Source organism: Desulfobulbus alkaliphilus, assembly GCF_016918545.1.
Lineage (GTDB): Bacteria > Desulfobacterota > Desulfobulbia > Desulfobulbales > Desulfobulbaceae > Desulfobulbus > Desulfobulbus alkaliphilus.
Genome location: NZ_JAFFQC010000271.1, coordinates 1 through 436 on the forward strand (window position 1 = coordinate 1; position 436 = coordinate 436).

At 57.8% G+C, this 436-nt stretch carries 1 protein-coding gene; it reads right to left on the reverse strand.

Annotation, left to right across the window (positions count from 1 at the left end):
* Positions 1–436, reverse strand: a 436-nt coding sequence (locus tag JWG43_RS18480) for a carbon starvation CstA family protein (protein ID WP_275888517.1), incomplete at both ends; no start/stop codon positions are given.

The window sequence follows — 436 nt, forward strand, 5'->3', positions numbered from 1 at the left end:
GGCGGCAATCAGCGCCATAATGGCCACGAAACCTTCGAGCAGCATGGCACCGTAGCCTACAAAGAGCACATCGTGTTCCCGGCCAATCATCTTGGGCGTGGTTCCGGTGCCGATGGTGGCATGGAAGCCGGAGAGCGCGCCGCAGGCGATGGTAATAAAGATGAAGGGAATGACAGGGCCGCCGACAATGGGGCCGCCGCCTTCAACAAACTTAGTGAAAGGAGGCATGTTGAAGTGCGGCATGACAAAGATGATGCCGATGGCCAGCGCCAGAATGGTGCCCACTTTCAGGAAGGTGGAGAGATAGTCTCGCGGCAGCAGCAGCAGCCAGACGGGGAGAACGGAGGCGATGAAGCCGTAAACCGGAATCAGAATGGACATGGATTTCTTGTCGATATCCAGCCAGCCGAAGATTTCGGGATGGGCGGCGACCATC